Consider the following 17,515-nt stretch of genomic DNA (forward strand, 5'->3'; position numbering starts at 1 on the left):
CTCAGGGCTCGTCGACGACGCGCGTTCCCGGCCGGTCGCGTCCGTCAGCGAGCTCCTCATGCCATCGGCCATCGGCGTCCTGGTAGACGATGCCGTCGGTGGTGCCAGGCCGCTTCTGCCGCGCCGCCGCCTTCTCGGCCGCCTTCAGCGCAGCATCATGCGTCCGGTACGTCTCGGAGAGCGCCCCGCCTGCCTTATAGGCCCAGCCGCCATCGTGCTGGACGACCTCGTATTTGACGATGACCATGAGCATTCTCCATCGCTCACAGGTCGAACCGCCGCGGCCGCGTCGGGTTCCACCATGAGCGAGGATAACGCCGTCAGGCCGATCGAGGGAAGGGCCGCGCTCCGCCGCCCGACCTATTCGCCATTGCCGGAATCGGCGGCGCGCAACCCGTCGAGCACCGGCATCGAGGTGATGTTGTAGCCGGCATCGACATGATGGATGTCGCCGGTGACGCCGCCCGAAAGATCGGAAAGATAATACAGCGCGGCGCCGCCGATATCCTCGAGCGACACCGATTTGCGCAGGGGCGAATTGGTCCGCTGCCAGGAGTACATCGCACGGGCGTCGGAGATGCCGGCGCCGGCGAGCGTGCGCACAGGTCCGGGCGAGAGCGCGTTGACGCGGATGCCGCGCGGGCCGTAATCGGCCGCGAGATAGCGCATGCTCGCCTCGAGCGCCGCCTTGGCGACGCCCATGACATTGTAGTTCGGCATCACGCGGGTCGAGCCGCCATAGGTCAGCGTGATCATGCTGCCGCCCTGCGGCATACGCTCGGCGGCGCGCTTGGCTGCCTCCGTGAAGGAGAAGCAGGAGATCACCATGGTGCGCGAGAAATTCTCGCGGCTGGTGTCGGCATAGAGGCCCTTGAGCTCGTTCTTGTCGGAGAAGCCGATGGCGTGGATCAGGAAATCGAGCGTGTTGCGCTCGGGATCGCCGCCCCAGGCCTCGTCCAGCGCCGCGAAGGTCGCGTCGACCGAAGCGATGTCCTCGACATCGCAGGGAATGATCAGCTTCGAGCCGATGCTCTCGGCGAGCGGCTTGACGCGCTTGCCCAGCGCCTCGCCCTGATAGGTGAAGGCCATCTCGGCACCATGGGCGTGCAAGGTGCGGGCGATGCCCCAGGCGATCGAATTCTGGTTGGCGACGCCCATGACGAGGCCGCGCTTGTTGTGCATCAAGGGAAGCATGGGGTTCCGGTCTGGCTGCGATCAATTGCCGCTCATAGCGGCATTTTCACCGCCCCGGAAGCCCGGAGCGGATCAGGCGCCTCGCGGCGCCGGTCAGGTCTGCCCGCTCAGGGCTGCGGCGGTCGCCTTCGAGGTCGCGAGCGGCACGATCTCGAAACGGACGAGATCGCCCCAGGCAAGCACCCATTGCTGCAGCAAGGTGATGTCGTCGCATTCCATGACCTGGAAGCAACGTGAAAGATCGGCAGCGACCCAGCTGTCGACGTAGCGCAGCCCGTCCGGTGCCATCCGGCCCCGCTCGGCGAACCGAGCGTAGCCATCCTTCACGCGCCCCTGATCGAAATGCTCGATCACCATGAACAGCATGGCGTGCTCAGGCCTCCAGGCGCTTCATCACGATGGTGGCGTTGGTGCCGCCGAAGCCGAAGGAGTTGGAGAGCACGCAGCCGAGGCCGGCATTGTCGATGCGCTTGCGCACGATCGGCATGTCGGCAAAGGCCGGGTCGAGCTCGTCGATATGAGCGCTCTCGCAGATGAAGTCGTTGTTCAGCATCAGCAGCGAGTAGATCGCCTCCTGCACGCCGGTGGCGCCGAGCGAATGGCCGGTCAACGACTTGGTCGCGGAGATCGGCGGGCTCTTCTCGCCGGCGCCGAAAACCTCGCGGATCGCCTCGATCTCCTTGCCGTCGCCGACCGGGGTCGAGGTGCCATGCGGGTTGATGTAGTCGACCTTGGCGTTGACGCCCTGGAGCCCCATGCGCATGCAGCGCACCGCGCCCTCGCCGGACGGGGCGACCATGTCGTAGCCGTCGGAGGTCGCGCCATAGCCGACGATCTCGCCATAGATCTTGGCACCGCGTGCCTTGGCGTGCTCGAGTTCCTCGAGCACGAGCACACCGGCACCACCCGCGATCACGAAGCCGTCGCGGTTGACGTCATAGGCGCGCGAGGCCCGGGCGGCGGTCTCGTTGAAATTGGACGACATCGCGCCCATGGCGTCGAACAGCACCGACAGCGTCCAGTCGAGCTCCTCGCAGCCGCCGGCGAAGACGACGTCCTGCTTGCCCCACTGGATCAGCTCGTAGGCATTGCCGATGCAATGGTTCGAGGTCGCGCAAGCGGAGGAGATCGAATAGTTCACGCCCTTGATCTTGAACCAGGTCGCGAGCGTCGCGGACGCGGTCGAGGACATGCCCTTGGGCACCGCGAAGGGGCCGACCTTCTTGGACGAGCCGCTCTCGCACGCCTTGTCATAGGCATCGATCAGGGCACGGGTGGAGGGACCGCCGGAGCCCATGACGATGCCGGTGCGCTCATGGCTGATCTCCGCAGCCTCGAGCCCGGAATCGAGGATCGCCTGGTCCATGGCGACATGGTTCCAGGCCGTGCCGCCGCCATGGAAGCGCATGGCGCGGCGGTCGACGACATCGGCGGCGACGAGCGTCGGCACGCCGGCGACACGGCTGCGGAAGCCGTGCTTCTCGAAATCCGGGACATAGGAGATGCCGGATTTGGCCTCGCGCAGCGAAGCCAGCACTTCCTGCGTATTGTTGCCGATGGACGAGACGATGCCCATCCCGGTGACCACAACGCGTCTCATGCTGTTTCTCCGGCTCTTTGGTGACGGGCCGGGAAGCCAGCCCCGGACCCCATAAAGGTCAGCTCCTGCGCAAATGGACCGCGCAGGCGGCGAACGCAAGGCGCCTCGATCACGATGATCCGGGATCACTCTCGTCCAAGATCACAAACGTGATCGATTTCGGCGTTTCAGAGCGGTTTCGTCCGACGAGCCGGCAGCCGGCCCGTCCTGGTCCGCCCGAGCTGTTTCCGCTCAGGCCGCTTCCGGCTTGAACAGACCGACCCGCATGTCGGCGACCGTATAGATACGCTTGCCGTCGGCCTCGAGCCAGCCATCGGCGATCCCCAGCACCAGCTTCGACTTGAAGACGCGCTTGAACTCGACGCCGTAGACCACCTGCTTGACGCTCGGCAGAACCTGGTCGGCGAACTTGACCTCGCCGACACCGAGCGCGCGGCCACGGCCCGGCAGGCCGAGCCAGCCGAGGAAGAAGCCGGTGAGCTGCCAGAGCGCATCGAGGCCGAGGCAGCCCGGCATCACCGGGTCGCCCTTGAAGTGACAGTCGAAGAACCAAAGGTCCGGGCGGATGTCGAACTCGGCGCGGACAAAGCCCTTGCCGTGCGGGCCGCCTTCCTCGCTGATTTCGGTGATGCGATCGAACATCAGCATCGGAGGCAGCGGCAGCTGCGCATTGCCCGGCCCGAACAGCTCCCCGCGACCACAAGCGAGGATCTCCTCGTAGCTGAAAGACGATTGCCGCGCCATTCCCGTTCCGCTCCGTTCCGGCCGCCGACAAGGCGGTCATTTCTCGTGACGCGTGCCTAACACGGTGTCGCCGGGAAACGAAAGGGCGCAAGCGCGCCAGGGCGTGGATGACCCGGCCCCGCGCCCCGACCTGCTCCCGAACCGTCGCGCCGCAGCCGGCACGCCGCAGATGCAAAGGCGCGGCGCGGTGCCGCGACGCTTGCGGGCCGAGGATCGAAGCCTTAAATCGAGGAAGAGCCGGAGGCCTTTCGCCTGCCGGCAGCAAACTCCGGAGGCGGACCCGCAGCATGAACGATCTGACGCCACAAGACCTGGGCTACGGATCGAGCGCGCGCCAGGGATGTCCGTTCCACGACGTGCGCCTGCGCCTGCGCCGCGTCGGCCTGCGGCCGACACGCCAGCGCGTTTCGCTCGGCTGGCTGCTCTTCGCCAAGGGCGACCGGCATGTCAGCGCCGAGATGCTGTATGAAGAAGCGATGAAGGCGCGGGTGCCGGTTTCGCTCGCGACGGTCTACAATACGCTGCATCAGTTTACCCAGGCGGGCCTGCTGCGCGAACTGGCGATCGACGGCGCCAAGACTTTCTTCGACACCGACAGCAGCGACCACCATCATTTCGTCGTCGACGGCGAAGACAAGGTGATCGACATCCCCGCCTCCGCGGTCGATGTCGCGGAGCTTCCGCCGCCGCCCGAAGGCTATGAGATCGCGCGCGTCGACGTCGTCGTCCGCCTGCGCAAGATCGACGGCTGAGGCATTTCCGGGCCGGAACGGGCCGGAGCGCTGCGACAAGAACAGGATTTCATATCATGACTGCATCGCGGCGTGCTTTCGTCGCCACCCTGGCGCTCGGGCTGCTGCTGCCGGCAGGAGGAGCCTTCGCCACCACAAGGACCCTGCGCGGGACGGTCTCCTATCGCGAGCGCATCGCGTTGCCGCCCGGCGCCATCGTCGAGGTCAAGCTGCTGGACGTCTCGCTCGCCGATGCGCCGGCGCGCATCATCGCCGAGACCAGGGTCAGCGGCGCGCGCAACCCCGCGCGCTATGTGCTGCACTTCGACCGGACGCAGATCCAGCCGCGCCGGCGCTATGCGCTGCAGGCCCGCATCCTGCACCGCGGGCAGCTGCTCTTCATCAACACCAGCCATCACGGCATTTTCGATGGCGGGCCGGAGCTGACGGATATCCGCGTCGAGCGTGTCGCCGCCTCGCCTTCGCCTGCCCCGGAGCGCAAAGCCTCGCCCGTCGGCCGCTGGCTGCTCGAGGATATCCGGCGAGCGGGGGTGATCGACCGGCTGCAGACAGTGCTCGAAATCGCAGCCGACGGCAGGGTGAGCGGCTCCGGCGGCTGCAACCGGATGAGCGGCTCGGCCACAATCACCGGCACGCGAATCAGCTTCGGACCGGTCGCCGCCACGCAGATGGCCTGCACGCCCGCCGCGATGAACCAGGAGCAGAAATTCTTCGCCGGATTGCGCGAGGTTCGGCGCTGGCGCACCGATCCGGCGCGCGGCAAGCTCGTCCTGCTCGATGGACGCGGCCGGCCGATGATGACCTTCTCGGCGATGTGACCGGCCGCCCGTCAGCGGGCGGCCGCGACTCAGTTCAGCTTCTCGTTGGGATAGACGCCCCAGAGACGGTCCTGGCGCAGATAGCCGTTGATCTTGTTGACCGTGACATTGCACCAGCCGCCGCCGGGGCAGGAATGGACATTGGCGATCACGCCCGGCTCGAGGCTGGCGAGGATCGCGGCGTTGTCGCTGGCCGAGTCGCGCAGGGCGAACGTCTCGCCCTTCACCTTGGACCAGGGCGCGACCAGCACCGTGCGGCGCCCGGACAACAGGCTGTGCAGCACCCAGCCCTCGGTGCCATCGGCATCGCGCACGCGCCGCCAGGTCTCGAACTCGGCCGTGATCTCGACAGGCAGGCCGGCGCGCTGGAAGACCCAGCTGGTGCGATGCTCCTTCGACGGCCCCTCGCGCAGATTGACGCGGTCCGACTTCAGGCTGACATAGCGCGGCACCGGCAGGCCGCTGACCTGGCCGACGGCCAGCTCCTGTGCGACCGCACGCGGCGATGTCAGAGCAAGCCCCGCCATCAATGCCAGCGCCAGGCAGGCGAGTGCACCCCTCATGCTAGCCGCCATCCTTTCAAACTCCTTCATGCCTGCCGGGCGCCGCCACGGCGCGGCGTCGGGCCGTGCGCCTCAAAAGGCGACCGAGCCCGGCGGCGATCTCGCACGAAAATCCGGTTTCCACTTTGCCGCATCCTGCTCTAGACAACAGATCGGCTGCCGGTCGTCGAAACGCCACTCGCCCCATTCCTGAAGCGCCTCGGTTAATGGCGGGTTGAGGCGGAAACGAGACGGGCGGCGCCCGTGTGTTGGGAGCAGTCGGCGATCAGGCGCAGCGCCTGCGCCGAGCGCCCCGGAGGAGCCGCTTATGTCGAAGAAGAAGCCTCTGGTCGTCGTTACGCGCAAGCTGCCCGCTGTCGTCGAGACACGGATGCGCGAGTTGTTCGACGCAAGGCTCAATCTCGACGATACGCCGATGAGCCAGGCGGCGCTGGTCGAGGCGCTGAAGACCGCCGACGTGCTGGTCCCGACCGTGACCGACAAGCTCGATGCCGGCCTGATCGCCCAGGCCGGCGAACAGCTGCGGCTGATCGCCAATTTCGGCAACGGCGTCGACAATATCGACGTCGCCAGCGCCGTGCAGCGCGGCATCACCGTCACCAACACGCCGGGCGTGCTCACCGACGACACCGCCGACATGACGATGGCGCTGATCCTCGCCGTCGCCAGGCGCATCGCCGAAGGCGCGCGCGTCATCACCGATGACGAATGGGGCGGCTGGTCGCCGACCTGGATGCTCGGACGCCGGATCACCGGCAAGCGCCTCGGCATCGTCGGCATGGGCCGCATCGGCCAGGCCCTGGCGCGCCGCGCCGCCGCCTTCGGCCTGTCGATCCACTACCATAACCGCCGCCGCATCGACCTGCGGGCCGAGGAGGCGCTCAACGCCACCTATTGGGATTCGCTCGACCAGATGCTGGCGCGGATGGACGTCGTCTCGGTCAACTGCCCGCATACGCCGGCGACCTATCACCTGCTCTCGGCCCGCCGGCTGAAGCTGATGAAGCCGGATGCGATCCTGGTGAACACGGCGCGCGGCGAGATCGTCGACGAGACGGCGCTCGCCCGCATGCTCGAGGCCGGCGAACTCGCCGGTGCCGGGCTCGACGTGTTCGAGCACGAGCCGGCGGTCAATCCGCGCCTGCTCAAGCTCGCCCGCCAGCACCGTGTCGTGGTGCTGCCGCATATGGGCTCGGCCACACATGAGGGCCGCGCCGATATGGGCGAGAAGGTCATCGTCAACATCAAGACCTTCATGGACGGGCACAAGCCGCCGGATCGCGTGCTGCCGAGCATGCTCTGAGCGCAGCCTGAAGGCCTGCCCGGCAGCTTAAGGACCCGTTCCGACGAAGCACGCCGTCGCGCGCGCAGTCAGATCGACAGCGCGCGCACGCGGCCGTGCCGTGTCCCTGGGGAACGCTGCGCGCTCCGGGGCCCTGCCCCGGAGCCAATCTTCAGCCGCCGCGCGAGGTGGCGAACTGCCCGGCCTTGCGGAAGCGCCAGAGATAGGACGGCACCTCCGCCTCGAAGGAGACCGGCGCGATGCCGATGCCCGCGAACGTGCGGCCGTCCTTGCGCGCCGCCTCGGAGACGATGTTGTCGCTCTGCAGCAGGGTGACCTGGTCACGGGTCAGCAGGAACTCGTCCGGCAGCAGACCGAGCGAGAGCGTGTTGACGATCTCGAGGATCCGGGCCTGGAAGCGTGCCAGCGGGATCGGCAGCGAAGCGATGAAGCGCCGGCGGCCGGTGACCTCGCAGACATATTCGACCAGTTCGCGGAAGCTCTTCACTTCCGGCCCGCCGAGCTCATAGACCTTGCCGCCCGCGACCTTGCCGTCGATCGCGAGCGCGACCGCCCTGGCGACATCGCCGACGAAGACAGGCTGGAACTTGGTCTCGCCACCACCGACCAGCGGCAGCACCGGCAGCATGCGGGCCAGCGAGGCGAAACGATTGAAGAAGGTATCCTCCGGCCCGAACATGATCGAAGGGCGCAGCACGACCGCGCTCTCGATCTGTTCCAACACCGCCGCCTCGCCCTGCGCCTTGGTGCTGGCATAGCGCGATTTCGAATCGGCGTCGGCGCCGAGCGCCGAGATCTGGACGAGACGCTCGATGCCGAGGCTGGCACAGGCATGAGCGACGGTGCGCGCACCCTGAGCCTGAACGTTGGAGAAATTCTGCCGGCCGCTCTCGCTGAGGATACCGACCAGATTGATCACCGCATCCGAGCCCCGCACCGCGGCAGCGACCGAATCAGGGTAGCGCAGATTGGCCTGCACCGCATGGATCTGGCCAACAATGCCGAGCGGCTGCAGGAAATTCGCGAGATCGGGCCGGCGCACAGCGACCCTGACGCGATAGCCGCGCCGGGCGAGCGCCCGCACGACATGCCGCCCGAGGAAGCCCGAGCCGCCGAAGACGGTGACGAGTTGCTGAGCGGGAGGCAGGTTCGCCATGGTCACGCGAGCTCCGATTTTTGAAGCGCTGGAAGCGGTTTCTCTCGCGCCTGTCCTAGTTCATCGCATCCCAACTGTGAAGGCGGCGCAACGCCTCGCCGCCCGCTGCAGAGTACTCTGCACAGCCGCCTGATAATTTCGTCGGCTAGGCCGTTGACAGGCGCGTCCGCCCCCCCTAAACGGACCCTCGTTGCCCAGGTGGCGGAATTGGTAGACGCACCAGCTTCAGGTGCTGGCGCTCGCAAGGGCGTGGAGGTTCGAGTCCTCTCCTGGGCACCACTCTTTTTCCTCAGCAGGAGAAAGAGTTACGGTTTTGTAAGGGCTTATTGGGTATCCGCTTTCACACAGCGGTTTCACACATGGCCCTTGCGATGCCCCGTCCCTTCGCTACCAAGTCGGGATCTTACTACCTCAACGTTCGGGTGCCGAACGAGCTCCGCGAGGTCGCTCGCGGGCGTGCCGTGACGCTGCCGATCGCCGGCGAGTCGGTGACCGTCACTATCTCCGACAAGGTCTACGTCTCCTTGCGCACCAAGAGCGCAAGAGAGGCCAAGGAGCGGTTCCAGGCCGCACTGGGTCGGCTCCTCGCCTATTGGGATTCCCTTCGCACTCCTGAGCAGACGCTGACCCCGCTGCAGGTGAAGGCCCTCGCCGGCGAAACCTATCGCAAAGCGGTTGAGCGACTCGATGCCGACTTCGATTTCAACGACCGGATCGAAGCCTTCGTCCAAGAGTATCGCGATGCGACCCAATGGCATCTCGACAACGGCGTCGACGACCCCAAAGTGGCCGAGCGGATGGCATCGATCGAGATGCAGGACCCGCTCGCGCTACACGCCTACGCGCTTCGTCATGGCGACGGCGTCCTGAACCGGGATGAGATCGTCGACGCTGCCTTCGGTGGCGAGGCGCGCCAGCTAGTCGCCGACAACCAGATGCAAATCGACCAGAAGTCGCTGGCGCGGCTGTCCAAGGAGCTCGTCAAGATCGGCGAAGCCTTCAGTGAACTAGCGATTCGCCGGCTTTCGAGCGCCGATCACTCCGATGACATCGGTAAGCACCTGCCGGCCTGGACGCCCCCCGCTCCGACGACCGCCGCCACATCGAAGGCCGATCGAGAGCCTGAGTCGGTATCAGACCTCTACAAGCGCTGGTGCGAATATCAAACCGACAAGAAGGCGGCGAGTACCTTGCGCCGCTATGGCCCGTCGCTCGAATCGCTCGATCGCTTCTGGAAGGGCAAGGACTGGCGCCTCGTCAGTGGCGACGACATCTGGGATTGGGCCAACCACCGCAAGGATGTCGACAAGATCGACCCGCGCACGATCAACCGCAACGACCTCGTTGCCGTCTCATCGATCTTCTCCTGGGCAACCACGCGGCAAGGCGGCCGCAGGCGCAGCGACAACCCCGCCCGCGACATCAAGCTCGACGTCGATCGCAAAACAACGACTCGCGAGAAGCACTTCGAGGACCACGAGGTGTCAGCGATCCTGATGGCGGCGCGGAATGCGAAGCCGAGCCGTCGCTACCCGCGTGCATCCGCATCGCGCCGCTGGGCGCCATGGATCTGCGCTTATACCGGCGCCCGCATCCAGGAGGTCTGCTGGCTGAGCCGGCATGACATTCGCCAGGAGGGTGAGATCTGGGTGATCCATTTCCCAAAAACCAAGACGAATGTCGCAAGGAAGGTTCCCATGCATCCTGCGCTTGTCGAAGAAGGCCTTCTGGCCTTCTGGGAAAAGGCGCCTGCCGGGTTCCTGTTCGTGGGGGACGTGCCTCAAAAGGAAGGCGCAACGCGCAGCCAACAGGAGCAGCGCGCCAGCGAATTGGCCGAATGGGTTCAGGAGCAGGTCAAGCTCGAAGATGGCGTCAGCCCCAACCATGGCTGGAGGCATTTGTTCGTGACCCGCGCCGAGGAGGCCAACATCTCGAAGCGCTTCAGCAATGCGATCACCGGGCACAACCACGGCAAGGACGTCTCGGACGGCTATTTCCGAGGACGCATGTCGGCGCTGAAGGTCCGGATGGATCGGTATCCGCGCTACGTAATCGAATAGGGGCGCTGCCGGCCAGGCTGATCATATGCCTTGTGTGCCGGCCTCCACCGACAGTTACTGGCTCGCCTCGTCGTTGGAATGCCGGCTCCAACATTACTTGATCGGGAGCGCCACGACGTAGCCCTGCCCAAGCGACTTGTAGCTGACCAGGGTCTTGCGGGACGCTGGATTGACAACCCAGTCGTGGATGATGACCTCGGCGATCCGTACGAGCCGATCGGCATCGTCGGTTTTCGGGCGGAAGAAATAAAACTCCTTGGCGACGCTCCAGCGAGCACTGTCCCCGAATCCATAGGACGTCCTGCGGCTGAACTCGGCGGGCGCGCTGCCGATCTGGGCGCAATGGCTGCGTCCCTCGGCCGTTTCCAGCCAGGCATTCAGAGAGGCATCATGCATACGCTGATGAAGCCGTTCCTCGAACTCGTCGCGCGAAAGGCCTAACGGAAGACGAACGAGCAGGCAGCGATTGCCGACGCTGACCGGAGAATCGGCCAGCGGCCCGCCAGCCGGCAAGATGTGTTGCAACATGTAATTGTCGAAGCCGCGGTCGGAACAGGGATAGCCGTCACGGCTGACGGTGACGCAGCCGTACCGATCCCGGTTCAGCTCGCGAAGCCGATCGGTCAGCTTAACCTGAGCGGTCACCGAGACCTTGTGAATCGCCGCGAACAGGCGACGCGCGACGCCGAGTAGTCCCGTGGAGACCTCCGGCATGCGATGATCCTCTCCACAGCCGGCACAGTAGATATAAACCAGGGTCCCGGGCTGATAGGCACTCTGGAACGCCACGCTCTTGAACGCGCCGGTTGACAGCGACAGCAGGTTGAGGCCACCGATCCGCGGCCAACGCACCTCCCACCAATGCGTCACCGCGCCGGCGGAGCCGAGAGGAAGAAGCCTTTTGCCCGGCTGTAGGGGCGCCTTGGGCGAAGGGGGAAGCGCCCGAGCCGCTGAGCTCACTGGGCCGATTGTCGTGGTCTTCATCGTATTACTTTCTCTATGGTCAGGAGTGGCTTCCCCCGGGGGCATCCCCCCTTCGAACCCTCGTGTTGTCTGCCGTTATGAGCCGGTCGCCTCGCGCCCCGACCCTCAACCTCTGTCCCCCGATCGCAGGGAAGGTAGAACGTTGTTCGCGGTGTGTGCCCGATGATGCGAACAGCGTTCGGAATGCTGTTCGCAGTGCACAGTCGTTAAGCGGCGACGCGACCAGAACGCTGTTCGAACGTCGTTCGGGTCGGGTCTTCGCATGTCGAACATCGTTCAGACGATCTCGATCCAGGTCGGGATATGCGCGTCCGCATCAGGCCACGGTACTTGTCGGTCATGGTGTTTCTTTCGATGGGGGTTACAGCCACGCGGCTGCAATCACACCCGATCCTGGAATCGCAGAAGGCGCCCCCATTTGAGGGCGCCTTCCTTTGTCCAATTCCTTTCCTCGCCGCTCCCACGGGCCGCCCACGGTCTTCCTTGCGCCGGAAGCGAGGAAGGACGCAGGGATTGCGTTGGCACGACCAAGCCAACCGATCGCCTTGGTCGTCCCACGGTCCTCCTTGCAGATTTTGGCGACAGAGAGGGCCGAGGGAGCACGTTCCTGTTCAGAACCCTGTGGAAGGACGCAGGGACACAGCAGGGAGCAACAGCCCTCAAGGTTCAGTAGGGAATCGGGGCGAGCATCGTCCGGTGATGCCGACCGGCCGCGATCGCGATGAACAGGACCGCGCTCATCTGCGCGCGCGCCATCACCTCGGGGTGGGTTGCGCCGAGGATGAGGTCGGCGTCGACCTCCCGTCGCGGCAGCGCGAGTTCGGCCAGCGCGAGGGGATGCTGCAGCATGGCGCCCTCCTGGGCTGCCATCATCTGGTCGCGCTCGGCCGGGCTGAGCCCGCCCTCGTCGAGACAGGTCGCGAAGGGTTCTCCACCTCGCCATACCGCTTATCCTCGACGCCGCTTGCGAAGCCTGGAACAGGCTCACGGCGCAGCCCGCCATCATCGCTTCCATCGGCACCAGGAAATGGGCCCATATCGGTCAAGCATGAGGGCCGTTGGTATCATCCTGGGCTTGCACAGCTCGGCAACCGCCTGATTTTCGCCGTGGGAAGAGCCCCCTTGGTGCAAGACAGTCTTCAAGCGATGCAGCCTGATCGAACGACATAGCGCCCTTAACACGCGAATCTCGCCTGCCCCTTTATCCTCGATAAGCGTCAGCCGCGCGCAGGCGAACAGGTCGGCGATCGAACCACCTTTGCCCCGCCAACCGTAGCATGTGCCTTTCCCACGAAGGACATAGCCAGCTCTCAAGCGTATTGTGCTTCGAGCAAGGTCATGCGTTGGATAAAAGGCCGCCAATTATGTTAACTTTTCGAATTTATCTAAAGAGGGAGCCTTCCTAGGTCCACCCGGCCCCTCAGGTACGGCTGACGCAGCAGAACTCCGGGATGATCGGCAAGGTATAATCTTGGGAAAAATCAGCTTTCTTGGGTCGCTCAAAACCAATAGCCCCGAACTGGAAGCCATCAAGCGAACGCAGGCAGTCATCGAGTTTGGTGCTTCAGGGCTAATTTTCGACGCAAATAAGCTGTTTCTCGAAGCCGTCGGGTACGGTCTCGATGAGATCCGGGGCAAACATCACGCCATCTTTCTGGAAGCGCGGGAGCGCGAAAGTGCTGCTTACCAGTCTTTTTGGAACAAACTGGCATCCGGAGAGGCGTTCCAGGGCCAGTTCCTGAGAATCGCCAAAGACGGACACCATCTCTGGCTCCAGGCAACCTATACGCCGATCGTCAATCGCGCAGGAAAGGTGATCAAGGTCATCAAGTTCGCGACCGACATCACCGCGCATAAGGACTTGGTTGCGGACCTTCAGGGGCAGATTGCGGCCATCAACAAGGCCCAGGCCGTGATCGAGTTCGACCTGACCGGCAAGATTCTGCACGCCAATCCCAACTTTCTGGAGGTGACCGGCTACGCGCTCGAAGAGATTGCGGGTCGCCACCACAGCCTGTTCGTCGATGAAGAGACGCGTGCCAGCCCGGCGTATCAGGCCTTCTGGAAGAAGCTCGGCCAGGGTGAATACGATGAGGGGCAGTATATGCGTCTTGGAAAGGGCGGACGCGTGATCTGGCTACAGGCCAGCTACAACCCCATCCTAGATGCTTCCGGCAAGCCCTGGAAAGTCGTAAAATACGCCAGCGACATTACCGCTGCAAAGGCGGAAGGCGACCTTCGGGGCGCGGTTGCGCAGACCCGGACCGTCGTCGAGGCTGCCATGCAGCGCGACTTGACGAAGCGGATTTCGACGGAAGGGCTTGGCGGCGACGTGCTCGCGCTCTGCAACGGCGTCAACGAACTCGTCAAAAGCTACGCCGAGGTCATTGGCTCCGTTTCGGCGACGGCAGCGGATGTAAACGAAACGTCGCGGGAAATCACGACAGCCGCCGACGATCTATCCAAACGCACCGAAGAGCAGGCCTCCTCGCTGGAAGAAACCGCAGCGACCACGGAAGAGCTGGCAGCCTCGGTCAAGGCCACAAGCCAAGCTTCCCAACAGGCATCGGGCATCGCAATGGAAGCGATGCGCACGGCTGAGACAGGTGGCGCCATTGTGGGCCAGGCCGTACAGGCCATGTCCCGGATCGAAGCTTCATCCACGAAGATTTCGGACATCATCCGGGTCATCGACGACATTGCCTTTCAAACTAACCTCCTGGCTCTCAATGCGGCGGTCGAGGCCGCTCGCGCTGGCGATGCGGGCAAGGGCTTCGCCGTGGTCGCCTCGGAGGTCCGGACGCTGGCCCAGCGCTCCGGCACGGCAGCCAAGGATATTTCGGGGCTCATATCGAGTTCCCATGCCGAAGTCGGCCAGGGGGTGAAGCTCGTGCACCAAGCCGGCGAGGCGCTGACCGCGATCCTCGAATCCTCCAGAAAGGTTGCGAGCACCATCGCGGACATCTCAGCGGCGGCAGGCGAGCAGGCGAACGGCATCGACGAGATGAGCCAAACGGTCGCGCACCTAGACGAGATCACGCAAGCCAATGCGGCATTGGCTGAAGAAAGCGCGGCCTCGGCCAATGTCCTCTCGGAAAAAGCCGGAAGCCTTTACGAGCTGATCGCCTCATTCCGGATTGGCACCGAGACGAATAGCGCTCCCCCTGTCGCGGCCCCACAGCCACCGGCGACCGAGCTTCATCGCCTTCGTAGCCTTGCAGCCAGCGCTTTCAGCCAAAGCAAGGTTGCCCCGCTGCGCAGCCGGAAAACGGCCAATGGCGGCATCAGCACGGGCTGGGAAGAATTCTAGCGAGTGAATTAGGCTGACCACCAGCGGCAAACTGGTGGTCAGCCGCTTTGTCAGCTCCGGGCCAGCGCAGAGGCAACCCTCCGATCAAACCCGGCGCGGCGGCTTTCTGGAGTTGCCCCGGTTTTGTGGACACCCTTGAAGTCATTTTCTGGAGTGTCCGATGCCGCGTTTTCGAGCTGCGTATCCGCCGGAGTTCCGGCGGCAGGTGGTCGAGTTGTTCCGATCCGGGCGAACGCCTGAATAACTGTCACGGGAGTTCGAGCCAACTGCGCAATCCATTGCGAACTGGGTCCGTCAGGCCGAGCGCGACGCCGGCAAGCGCAGTGACGGTACGACGACGGCCGAGCGCGAAGAGCTGATCCGCCTCCGCCGTGAGAACCAGCGCCTGCGCCAGGAGCGCGATATCCTGTCAAAGGCGGCAGCCTGGTTCGCGCGGGAGAGCAAGGCGAACCCGAACGGGTTTTCCGGTTCATGAGCGCGCACCAGGCCGTCTTCTCGATCAAGACTATGGCCCGCGTCTTCAAGGTCTCCGCGTCAGGTTATTACGCCTGGCGCGGCAGGCCTGCGTCGGCGCGAGCGACTGCCGACCTCGACCTCACCCGGAAAATCCGTACGATCCATGCAGCCTCGCGCAAAACCTATGGTGCGCCGCGGATCCATACCGAGCTCAAGGCCGAGGAGGTCGCCATCGGCAAGAAGCGTGTGGCCCGCCTGATGAGCGCGGCCGGGCTTGTCGGCGCCAGCCGGCGCAGAAGCGTCACGACGACCCGGCGCGATCCCGACCATCGGCCGCCGAACGATCTGGTCCGGAGGAACTTCTTTGTCGAGAAGCCGAACGAACTTTGGGTGGCCGACATCACCTTCGTGCCCACGCTCGCCGGTTTCCTGTTCCTGGCCGTTGTCATGGATGCCTGGTCGCGCCGGATCGTCGGATGGGCCTTCTCGGCCGATCTGAAGACCCGCGTCGTGCTCGATCAGTTCCTCGCTCAGCAGTATGATGCCGGTGTTGCGACGACCGGTTGAATCCGCCCAATATACCTCGCTGGCCTTCGGCAACCGCTGCAGGGACGCCGGCGTCAGGCCCTCGACCGGCTCAATCGGTGATGCCTACGACAACGCCATGTGCGAGAGTTTCTTCGCGACGCTGGAATGCGAGTTGCTCGACCGGAACCGCTTCTGCTCGCACAGCGAGGCGAGGATGGCGGTCTTCAGCTTCATCGAAGGCTTCTACAGCCCGTCACGTCGCCACTCGGCGCTGGGCTACCTCTCGCCCATCGAATACGAAAGGCTGCACCATGAACTGACCTGACCTGCCATAGCCGTGAACGGTCCACGGAACCGGGTCAACTCCATTCACGCCACGCTTTTCGCAGTTCGCTGAATGTCCTGGATGCGTTGATCCACCAGTTGGGTGAGCCGGGCGGAATTGCTCAGAGTCGCTCCGATCAACTCGATGCCGGTGGCCATCTCCAGCATGCTGCTCGACATTGTATGCGTAACGGCCGATTGCGCCGCGACCTCGTTCGTAATGTCGGTCGCCGCCACATGAATATGCTCGATGGTCTGGCCAATCTGTCGGATCGCCTCGCACGCGCGCCCGCTCGCTCCTTGAACGGAGGCAATACGGGCTGCAATGTCGTGGGCAGCACTTTCTGTTTGCCCAGCAAGTTTCTTGACCTCGCCGGCAACAATCGTGAAGCCTTTGCCCGTGACACCGGCACGGGCCGCTTCGATCGCCGCATTGAGCGCCAGCAGGTTGGTTTGTGCGGCGATTGACGCGATTAGATCGACGATCGACCCGATCTGCCGTGCGTTATCGGCCAAGCCAACCATCAGTGTATCGACCAGAGAAGCTTCGCGAACAGCCTCACTCGAAACGGCCAACGTTCGCGTCAGCTTCATGCTGATCTCGGAAGCGGATGCGGCGATCTGCGTCGATCCCGCAGCAACCGCGCGGATGTTGTCAGAGGCGTTGGCGACCGCTTCCGCCGCGCTTCCGGCCTGACTGTTGATATCTGAAACCGAGCCGGCGATATCCGCCACGGCTTGGCCGAGAAGCCGGTCGGACTGCGCCTGAAGGCGACGAGCGAGGTCTTTGGCCTGTGTGATATCCGTCGCAAACTTGATGATCCCGATGACACGGCCACTGGCGTCAAGCAAGGGGTTGTAGCTGGCTTGAATCCATACAGCCTTCCCGCCCTTGGCCACTCGCTGGTATTCCGCAGCCTCGAACTCTCCGCTTCTGAGCTTTTGCCAGAAAGCTTGGTAGGCAAGGCTCTTGGCCTCGGCTGGGTCAACGAACATCTGATGATGTTTACCGTTCACCTCTTCCCGCGAGTAACCGAACGCAGTCAGGAAGTTTTGATTTGCCGCGATAACGGTGCCGTCCAAGGCAAACTCAACGATCGCCTGGGAGCGGTCAAGCGCCGCAAGACTACTCCTGTCATGGGCGCGTTCAATCTTCTTTGCGGTGATGTCCCTTACGATCTTTACAATTTTCTGAACCCGTCCCCGGCGGATCACGGGATTATAGCTCCCGCTAATCCAGAACTCACTGCCGTCCTTCCGAAACCGACGATACTCCGATGCGAAGCCGATACCTTTCGCCAGATCGTTCCAAAAACGCTCGTATTCCGGCGACTGCTTGTATTCCTTCGACACAAGGATCGAGTGATGCTTTCCGATGAGGTCGGCCAGATCATAGCCTGCCAATTCCAGGAAAGCTGTATTTGCATACAGGATTGAGCCGTCGATCCCGAATTCGATCACGGCATTGGCGCGCTCGACGGCGCTACGAAATTCACCTCGGAAGCCAAGCAATTTGGGTTTCCATATTAGACGTCACCTGAAGCTTTACGCTCAGAGCGCTTAACATCCTGACAAGGAAAGCGGGCCGAGACAACGAGTCGCGGCTACTCGTTCCAGAAGAAGGCCCTCGTCTCGGATAGGCTCTTGATCTGCCTACAAAGGGCATTGAGCGCCTCCGGCAGAGCCGCAACGATCATCGCCTCCACATCCCGGACGGAAGCGT

At 64.0% G+C, this 17,515-nt stretch carries 15 protein-coding genes, 1 tRNA gene and 1 pseudogene; 7 read left to right on the forward strand and 10 right to left on the reverse strand.

Going from position 1 to position 17,515, the window contains the following annotated elements:
- Position 1: 1 nt before the first annotated feature.
- From J0J10_RS11210 to fabA, 5 genes are all read right to left on the reverse strand, one after another.
- Positions 2 to 247 (reverse strand): DUF2188 domain-containing protein, encoded by a 246-nt coding sequence (locus tag J0J10_RS11210; protein ID WP_291639975.1) that lies wholly within the window; start codon positions 245 to 247, stop codon positions 2 to 4.
- A gap of 113 nt (positions 248 to 360) precedes the next feature.
- Positions 361 to 1,194 (reverse strand): enoyl-ACP reductase FabI, encoded by an 834-nt coding sequence (fabI, locus tag J0J10_RS11215; protein ID WP_291646581.1) that lies wholly within the window; start codon positions 1,192 to 1,194, stop codon positions 361 to 363.
- A 93-nt stretch (positions 1,195 to 1,287) separates the two neighbouring features.
- A complete protein-coding gene (locus J0J10_RS11220; RefSeq protein ID WP_291646584.1) occupies positions 1,288 to 1,560 on the reverse strand; it encodes a DUF3303 domain-containing protein in 273 nt (90 codons plus the stop codon).
- Positions 1,561 to 1,567: 7 nt separating this feature from the next.
- Entirely contained in the window at positions 1,568 to 2,794 is a 1,227-nt protein-coding gene (fabB, locus tag J0J10_RS11225; RefSeq protein ID WP_291646585.1) for a beta-ketoacyl-ACP synthase I, read from the reverse strand.
- Positions 2,795 to 3,025: 231 nt separating this feature from the next.
- A complete protein-coding gene (fabA, locus tag J0J10_RS11230) occupies positions 3,026 to 3,538 on the reverse strand; it encodes a 3-hydroxyacyl-[acyl-carrier-protein] dehydratase FabA (RefSeq protein ID WP_291646586.1) in 513 nt (170 codons plus the stop codon).
- 287 nt (positions 3,539 to 3,825) lie between these two features.
- Between fabA and irr the strand changes: the two genes are divergently transcribed.
- Positions 3,826 to 4,290, forward strand: coding sequence for a Fur family transcriptional regulator Irr (irr, locus tag J0J10_RS11235; RefSeq protein WP_291646587.1), 465 nt, complete (start codon positions 3,826 to 3,828; stop codon positions 4,288 to 4,290).
- 56 nt (positions 4,291 to 4,346) lie between these two features.
- A complete protein-coding gene (locus J0J10_RS11240) occupies positions 4,347 to 5,108 on the forward strand; it encodes an META domain-containing protein (RefSeq protein WP_291646588.1) in 762 nt (253 codons plus the stop codon).
- A 29-nt stretch (positions 5,109 to 5,137) separates the two neighbouring features.
- Here J0J10_RS11240 and J0J10_RS11245 read toward each other — a convergent pair whose 3' ends face one another.
- Entirely contained in the window at positions 5,138 to 5,671 is a 534-nt protein-coding gene (locus J0J10_RS11245; protein ID WP_291639989.1) for an SH3 domain-containing protein, read from the reverse strand.
- A 307-nt stretch (positions 5,672 to 5,978) separates the two neighbouring features.
- Between J0J10_RS11245 and J0J10_RS11250 the strand changes: the two genes are divergently transcribed.
- Complete coding sequence (locus tag J0J10_RS11250; protein WP_291646589.1) at positions 5,979 to 6,974, forward strand: 2-hydroxyacid dehydrogenase; 996 nt, start codon at positions 5,979 to 5,981, stop codon at positions 6,972 to 6,974.
- A 151-nt stretch (positions 6,975 to 7,125) separates the two neighbouring features.
- Here J0J10_RS11250 and J0J10_RS11255 read toward each other — a convergent pair whose 3' ends face one another.
- Positions 7,126 to 8,130 carry a complex I NDUFA9 subunit family protein gene (locus tag J0J10_RS11255; protein ID WP_291646696.1) on the reverse strand — a complete coding sequence of 335 codons (1,005 nt, stop codon included), beginning with the start codon at positions 8,128 to 8,130 and terminating at the stop codon, positions 7,126 to 7,128.
- 192 nt (positions 8,131 to 8,322) lie between these two features.
- Here J0J10_RS11255 and J0J10_RS11260 point away from each other — a divergent pair.
- Both J0J10_RS11260 and J0J10_RS11265 read left to right on the forward strand, forming a co-directional pair.
- A tRNA-Leu gene (locus tag J0J10_RS11260) sits at positions 8,323 to 8,409 on the forward strand.
- An 80-nt stretch (positions 8,410 to 8,489) separates the two neighbouring features.
- On the forward strand, positions 8,490 to 10,190 hold the full coding sequence (locus J0J10_RS11265; protein ID WP_291646590.1) for a tyrosine-type recombinase/integrase: 1,701 nt from the start codon (positions 8,490 to 8,492) through the stop codon (positions 10,188 to 10,190).
- 93 nt (positions 10,191 to 10,283) lie between these two features.
- Here J0J10_RS11265 and J0J10_RS11270 read toward each other — a convergent pair whose 3' ends face one another.
- On the reverse strand, positions 10,284 to 11,174 hold the full coding sequence (locus tag J0J10_RS11270) for a hypothetical protein (protein WP_291646592.1): 891 nt from the start codon (positions 11,172 to 11,174) through the stop codon (positions 10,284 to 10,286).
- A 666-nt stretch (positions 11,175 to 11,840) separates the two neighbouring features.
- On the reverse strand, positions 11,841 to 12,023 hold the full coding sequence (locus J0J10_RS11275; RefSeq protein ID WP_291646593.1) for a hypothetical protein: 183 nt from the start codon (positions 12,021 to 12,023) through the stop codon (positions 11,841 to 11,843).
- 622 nt (positions 12,024 to 12,645) lie between these two features.
- Here J0J10_RS11275 and J0J10_RS11280 point away from each other — a divergent pair.
- Both J0J10_RS11280 and J0J10_RS11285 read left to right on the forward strand, forming a co-directional pair.
- On the forward strand, positions 12,646 to 14,484 hold the full coding sequence (locus J0J10_RS11280) for a methyl-accepting chemotaxis protein (RefSeq protein WP_291646594.1): 1,839 nt from the start codon (positions 12,646 to 12,648) through the stop codon (positions 14,482 to 14,484).
- Between the two features lie 160 nt (positions 14,485 to 14,644).
- Positions 14,645 to 15,793: pseudogene (locus J0J10_RS11285) on the forward strand (IS3 family transposase).
- Between the two features lie 44 nt (positions 15,794 to 15,837).
- On the opposite strand, the gene J0J10_RS11290 reads toward J0J10_RS11285, so the two are convergent.
- The gene (locus J0J10_RS11290) at positions 15,838 to 17,304 is read right to left on the reverse strand and encodes a methyl-accepting chemotaxis protein (protein WP_291646595.1); all 1,467 of its coding nucleotides are present in this window, start codon (positions 17,302 to 17,304) and stop codon (positions 15,838 to 15,840) included.
- Positions 17,305 to 17,515: the final 211 nt, after the last annotated feature.

The organism is Allobosea sp. (genome assembly GCF_017308075.1).
Classification (GTDB): domain Bacteria; phylum Pseudomonadota; class Alphaproteobacteria; order Rhizobiales; family Beijerinckiaceae; genus Allobosea.

Bases quoted from the DNA above. Each gene is read 5' to 3' on its own strand.
- fabA (WP_291646586.1), bottom strand. From the start codon at position 3,538: ATGGCGCGGCAATCGTCTTTCAGCTACGAGGAGATCCTCGCTTGTGGT.
- irr (WP_291646587.1), top strand. From the start codon at position 3,826: ATGAACGATCTGACGCCACAAGACCTGGGCTACGGATCGAGCGCGCGC.
- J0J10_RS11220 (WP_291646584.1), bottom strand. From the start codon at position 1,560: ATGCTGTTCATGGTGATCGAGCATTTCGATCAGGGGCGCGTGAAGGAT.
- J0J10_RS11240 (WP_291646588.1), top strand. From the start codon at position 4,347: ATGACTGCATCGCGGCGTGCTTTCGTCGCCACCCTGGCGCTCGGGCTG.
- J0J10_RS11255 (WP_291646696.1), bottom strand. From the start codon at position 8,130: ATGGCGAACCTGCCTCCCGCTCAGCAACTCGTCACCGTCTTCGGCGGC.
- J0J10_RS11245 (WP_291639989.1), bottom strand. From the start codon at position 5,671: ATGAGGGGTGCACTCGCCTGCCTGGCGCTGGCATTGATGGCGGGGCTT.
- J0J10_RS11210 (WP_291639975.1), bottom strand. From the start codon at position 247: ATGGTCATCGTCAAATACGAGGTCGTCCAGCACGATGGCGGCTGGGCC.
- fabI (WP_291646581.1), bottom strand. From the start codon at position 1,194: ATGCTTCCCTTGATGCACAACAAGCGCGGCCTCGTCATGGGCGTCGCC.
- fabB (WP_291646585.1), bottom strand. From the start codon at position 2,794: ATGAGACGCGTTGTGGTCACCGGGATGGGCATCGTCTCGTCCATCGGC.
- J0J10_RS11265 (WP_291646590.1), top strand. From the start codon at position 8,490: ATGGCCCTTGCGATGCCCCGTCCCTTCGCTACCAAGTCGGGATCTTAC.
- J0J10_RS11270 (WP_291646592.1), bottom strand. From the start codon at position 11,174: ATGAAGACCACGACAATCGGCCCAGTGAGCTCAGCGGCTCGGGCGCTT.
- J0J10_RS11250 (WP_291646589.1), top strand. From the start codon at position 5,979: ATGTCGAAGAAGAAGCCTCTGGTCGTCGTTACGCGCAAGCTGCCCGCT.
- J0J10_RS11275 (WP_291646593.1), bottom strand. From the start codon at position 12,023: ATGCTGCAGCATCCCCTCGCGCTGGCCGAACTCGCGCTGCCGCGACGG.